The following is a 5901-nucleotide window of genomic DNA, read 5'->3' as shown; positions in this document are numbered from 1 at the left end:
TWWATGCTGTCCTTTCTCTGAATTAATTAATAATTATGGGTTTACAAATAAAAAAACAACCCTTTAATAAGAGTTGTTTTAGCGCGTTTCGTTTTACAGTTTACATATTTTAAAAATAAATTCACTATTTTTTACTTAATAAATGATGACCAAAAAAATACTTTATTATGATAATAACTTTAAATAAAAAGGTGACAAGTTTAAGTTATCAGGTTAGATAAGCATTAAAGAGTTTTAATTTAAAACTCTTTTTTATTTAGATAGGTAATTTCCTTGCTTTTTTTTTTTTTTTTATATATAATGGACAATAAGGCGATAAATTAATTTTGAAAAATTATAAATATAGTCTTAATTAAATAAGTATCAATAATGTTATTCAAAAGAAAGAGAAGGAATTATTAATGTTTACTGCTTATATTTTTATATACTTATATGATATAGTTATTAATTTTTTTACTACAAAATGAATTTATCTATTTATTAAACAAAATAATCCTCCTCCGGTACTATTTTAATTTTATTCTAAAATAAAAAAATTAAAGTGCAAGAAATAGGAGAAAAAACATGAAAAAATTATTAAATGTTTTAGGTGCTGTAACTTTAGTCGGCACTGGTGTATCAAATATTGTAGCATGTCATACAAAGACTAAGACGAAAAAAGAAGATACAACTGCAAGTGATTTTGAAGTATTATCTGAGATTCAGAATAAAGCAATTACTGCAATTACTGAGAAAATAAAAGAAAAGATGTATGTCGATAGTGGCAAAAATAATTTAGCAAAAATTTATGCAAAAGTTGATAATGGTAATTCAATGTATCAATTGAATTTAAACAATGCTGAAGATAAGAAATTAGCAAATTATTTTATTAATGATTTTACGAAGATTTTTGAAACAGTAAATTATAATTTACAGAATGAATATTCAAATTATTTTCCTAATAGTATGCCATTAAATTTTGATGAAGAGCATAGAGTTATTAATGTTAATTTTGTAAATGTTGAAGCGATAAAAAATAAATTTCCTGTTGATATTAATCCAGAAAAATTTAGTGCTGTTCGAATTGATTTTAAAGCTGCGGTAAGTATTAAATTTAAAACATTATTTTCAAGTTTTGAAATTTCTACAATCTATAATGTTAGTGAAAATACAACCGCATTAAAAGTTCTTTCTGACAAAGCAACAACTTTTTTAATTAAAAATATTCAAGAATATTTTAAAAACTTAGAAAACGCTGATTTTAGTACAAATGATATTTTTAAGCCTTTATATGATAATGTTCAATGAGATTTTTCGGAAAAAACTACAGCTTTAGATGAAAGATTAAAATTTTCATTTAAAGAATATATTAGTAGTAAAAAAGAATTTCAGAATATAGAAATAACTTATAATGCTGTACCTTTGGTTGACCAACTAACAAAAGAAACTTTGTCTGTTCAAAAGAAAAGTTATGATATTATAAAGGATAGTAGAAATATCCATGACTTGGAATTATCACAATGATTTAAAGATGAGAACAGAGATGGTTGAAAAACTAATAGGGGTGTAACAGAAAGTGATTTTGTTAATTTTTATAAGAATAAAATTGGTCATGGTTTAAATATTAATGAAGCAGATTATTTGGATTTAGGAACTTTTAAAATTAATTTAACTTATATTAATGTTTATGGTATGGGTTTGTCAGGTTATGCCAAAAACAATGATGGTGAGGATTTAATGGTAAGTTTACAATTGTCAAAAGCGGCAATTGATAAAAAATTAAATAATTGAGGAAAGATTATTATTGCTTTTTGAAATTATATTACCAATAATGAGTTGATTCATGTTCGTTATGGGGCAGTTCAAGTGGTAGTATCAAAATTATTATTTCAAAAGTTATTAGATAAGAATCAAAGAGATGGATTAAAAGGAACTTTGAAAGTATTAGTAGATAGTTTTAAAAGTTCTAAAGAAGCAACGGATTTAGAAGACATTGAATTATTCAATTTAATATCACATCCATTATTTGAAAGAGTAAAAGGAATGAAAGATAAAGATGGTGCGAACAATATTGTTTTAGAATGACTTCATCTATATTCGAAACAAAATTGAGCTGCTTTATTTACTTTTGGTAAAAAATTAGAGTATGGTTTATATTATTCGTTTGTAGGAGCAAAAGAAAAAAATGAGGTATGTTTACAAATATGACCGCGAAAATAAATAATTAAGTTTATAAAAAATAGGAGAAAAAAACTATGAAAAAATTATTAAGTGTTTTAGGTGCTGTAACTTTAGTCGGCACTGGTGTATCAAATATTGTAGCATGTCATACAAAGACTAAGACGAAAAAAGAAGATACAACTGCGCGTGATCTTGAAGTATTATCTGAGATTCAGAATAAAGCAGTTACTGCAATTACTGAGAAAATAAAAGAAAAGATGTATGTCGATAGTAGCAAAAATAATTTAGCAAAAATTTATGCAAAAGTTGATAATGGTAATTCAATGTATCAATTGAATTTAAACAATGCTGAAGATAAGAAATTAGCAAATTATTTTATTAATGATTTTACGAAGATTTTTGAAACAGTAAATTATAATTTACAGAATGAATATTCAAATTATTTTCCTAATAGTATGCCATTAAATTTTGATGAAGAGCATAGAGTTATTAATGTTAATTTTGTAAATGTTGAAGCGATAAAAAATAAATTTCCTGTTGATATTAATTCAGAAAAATTTAGTGCTGTTCGAATTGATTTTAAAGCTGCGGTAAGTATTAAATTTAAAACATTATTTTCAAGTTTTGAAATTTCTACAATCTATAATGTTAGTGAAAATACAACCGCATTAAAAGTTCTTTCTGACAAAGCAACAACTTTTTTAATTAAAAATATTCAAGAATATTTTAAAAACTTAGAAAACGCTGATTTTAGTAAAAATGATATTTTTAAGCCTTTATATGATAATGTTCAATGAGATTTTTCGGAAAAAACTACAGCTTTAGATGAAAGATTAAAGTTTTCATTTAAAGAATATATTAATAGTAAAAAAGAGTTTAAAAATATTGAAATAACTTATAATGCTGTTGAATTAATAGAACAAGTTATGAAGGGAGATTTATCTGCTAAAAATAAAGGCTTTGATAGTTTGAAAGATAATCGAAATATTAATAATTTAACTTTAGCTAATTGATTTAAAGGCGATGAAGGATCAAAGACTATTGAAAATGTTACAGAAGGTGATTTTGTTAATTTTTATAAGAATAAAATTGGTCCTGCTTTAAATATTAATGAAACAGATTATTTAAGTTTAGGTACTTTTAAAATTAATTTAACCTATATTAATATTTATGGTATGGGTTTGTCAGGAAATGTTAAAGGTAGTGATGATGAAGATTTGATGATAACTTTGCAATTATCAAAAGCCGCAATTGATAAAAAATTAAATAATTGAGGGAAAATTATTATTGCTTTTTGAAAATATATAAATAGTTTAAAAATTACAACTCAGGCAGTTGAACTTAAAGTTTCTAATTTACTATTTAAAAAGTTATTAGATAAAAATCAAAGAGATGGATTAAAAGAAGTAACAAAAATGTTATTGGATAATTTTAAAAGTTCTGAGGCAACAACGGATTTAGAAGACATTGAATTATTCAATTTAATATCACATCCATTATTTGAGAGAGCAAAAGGAGAAAAAATAGTTGATGTTAATGAACTAGAAGGCTCATTTTTAGCATTAAAATATTCTGAAAATGAAAATTGAGCTACTTTATTTACTTTTGGTAAAGATTTAAATAGTGGTTTATATTATTCTTTTGCTGGGATTGGGGAAAATAAATTACCAAGTAATTGTGTTTTATTTCTAATATATCCAATAATGAGATAAATGATTAAAAAATATATTAAGAATAATTTATTGTTAAAGATAGATAAATTTAAAAACTTAATCTTTTAATTGATCTTTTAATTCAGAGAAGACAATAAATTATGAAAAAGAACTTAGAATTATTATTACCTAATTTTTTTATTAAATACTAATTCATTTTATAAAATAAGAAAAGATAGAAAAAAAATAAATTTAATAAAAAGAAAAAATAATATAAGTAAAAAAAATATTATTTGTGAAAAAATTGAATTAAAAACACCTGTAACTAAAGTTGATGGTTTTGCAAGAATAAATTCTAGTGAAAATGTATTTTTTTGAACTAAAGAATTATTCCCTAAAAATAAATACTCATTATTTCAAATAAAAGGATTGTCAAATAGTTATGAAGGCTGAGCAGAAGGAGCTAGTTTTGACTCACAAACTAGCAATGGTTGGGTGAATTTATTTTCATTTGACTCTTCTGATAAAATAGTATCGGGAATAACTTTAGTAAGCGAAATAAAATTAAAAAGAAAAAATATTGGCAATATTTGATATACAGCTGATAAAGATACATATGCTATCGCATATGGCGAATTATTTTTAGATTTTGAATATGTTAATAATACTATTAATGTTAAATTAACAGCTAAAGCAACTGCTGCTAATCCGACCTTCTTGGGTTGAACCAAGACGCAGACAAAATTTTACTTTGAAATTATAATTTCTTAATTACATTATTTAAAAGCAAATTATTAACTTAATTACAATGTGCTAATAAATCAAAATAAAAACTAAACTTTGAAATACTTTTACAAGCATTTTAAAGTTTAGTTTTTTCTTAGTATATGATATTATGACAAAAGAATTAACTATGAAAATATTAAATTTATAATAAAAAAATGAAAGGAAAACATAAATGAAAAAAATATTATGTTTAATAAGTGCAACAGCAATTGGAATTAATGGGATGTCTTTTACAGTTGCTAATAATTCATATGAACATATAACTACTAACAAACAATTAGAAAAATTAAAACCAAACCAAATTATTAATTTAACTAAATATGATGATCAAAAATTAAGCAGGTCAGAAAGAAAAACACTAGAAAAATTTGAAATAGTTTCATCTTCGGCACGCCCTATTGTAGAATTAGAATTAGATAAACAATTAGCAAGGTTAGTGCCAAAAGTAATACCAAAATTATTAACTTCTAACCAGTATTCTTTTCAAAAAAATGCTCTTGAAAAATATTATAAATTTTTGTCATCGGACTTATTAAAATTAACACTAACAGCTAAGACTTGAATGGAAATAGTTGTTTTATTTATGTTAAATTTAAAAGAAGATTTTATAATTAAATTGAAAAATGGAATTGCTAATTTTCATAGAGAAGATCATAGTGCATGATGAAATTCAATTACAGACAATGATATAAATTCTTTTGCTGATTTAATTTGAGAAAATTTTCCTTACTATTATGACTTATTTCTTAATTTAGAGCTTGATAATCAAGCTGTAAAAATTACTTCTTATTTTGGATATACATATTATTATTGAGATCAACAAAATCCTTGAAAATATAATGATATTCTTGGTGAAAGAACAGAACTAAAAAATAATCAAGACAACGTTACCTTCCAGCAGGAATTGAATACAGTTGTTCAAGAAAGATATAGATATGATAATGACCAATGTATTGGAAAAGATAATGTTGTTGAATGATTAACAAGAACAAAAATTAAAATTAACAAAATTATTTGAGAGAAAATAAATACACTTTTCTTTTCCAATGGTAAATATGATTTTATTAGTAAATTAACAAATTTATTATCAGTCTTTCCTCCTGCATATAATGATATTAAATATAAACTTAATTTAAAAGAGTTAAATTCTTTTGCTGATTTAATTTGAGAAAATTTTAGTTATTATTATAATAGTTCTCTTTAATTTTGTCGAAAACTCTTGATGAAATAAAAAAAATCATCAATATGACAATTTGAAAACTAATTTTGTGTAAGATTATGATTTTGCTTTAAATTTTTTAAA

The 5901-nt window shown here is 23.2% G+C and carries 4 protein-coding genes; all 4 read left to right on the top strand.

The features are described from left to right. Positions 1–564 precede the first annotated feature (564 nt). The 4 genes from EHV01_RS02635 (at position 565) to EHV01_RS02620 (ending at position 5802) form a co-directional block, all read left to right on the top strand. The gene (locus EHV01_RS02635; protein ID WP_422066076.1) at positions 565–2199 is read left to right on the top strand and encodes a lipoprotein; all 1635 of its coding nucleotides are present in this window, start codon (positions 565–567) and stop codon (positions 2197–2199) included. Between the two features lie 35 nt (positions 2200–2234). Beyond that, positions 2235–3872: a lipoprotein gene (locus EHV01_RS02630; protein WP_422066075.1), complete on the top strand. Its 1638-nt coding sequence runs from the start codon at positions 2235–2237 to the stop codon at positions 3870–3872. Positions 3873–4241: 369 nt separating this feature from the next. Beyond that, on the top strand, positions 4242–4583 hold the full coding sequence (locus tag EHV01_RS02625) for a hypothetical protein (RefSeq protein ID WP_422066074.1): 342 nt from the start codon (positions 4242–4244) through the stop codon (positions 4581–4583). A 187-nt stretch (positions 4584–4770) separates the two neighbouring features. Further along, on the top strand, positions 4771–5802 hold the full coding sequence (locus EHV01_RS02620; protein ID WP_422066073.1) for a hypothetical protein: 1032 nt from the start codon (positions 4771–4773) through the stop codon (positions 5800–5802). The last annotated feature ends 99 nt before the right edge of the window (positions 5803–5901 follow it).

The organism is Spiroplasma sp. hy2, from assembly GCF_044714365.1.
GTDB classification, from domain to species: domain Bacteria; phylum Bacillota_I; class Bacilli_A; order Mycoplasmatales; family Mycoplasmataceae; genus Spiroplasma; species Spiroplasma phoeniceum.
The sequence above is the reverse complement of the archived record's forward strand: the minus strand, read 5'-3'. Positions and strand labels throughout refer to the sequence as shown.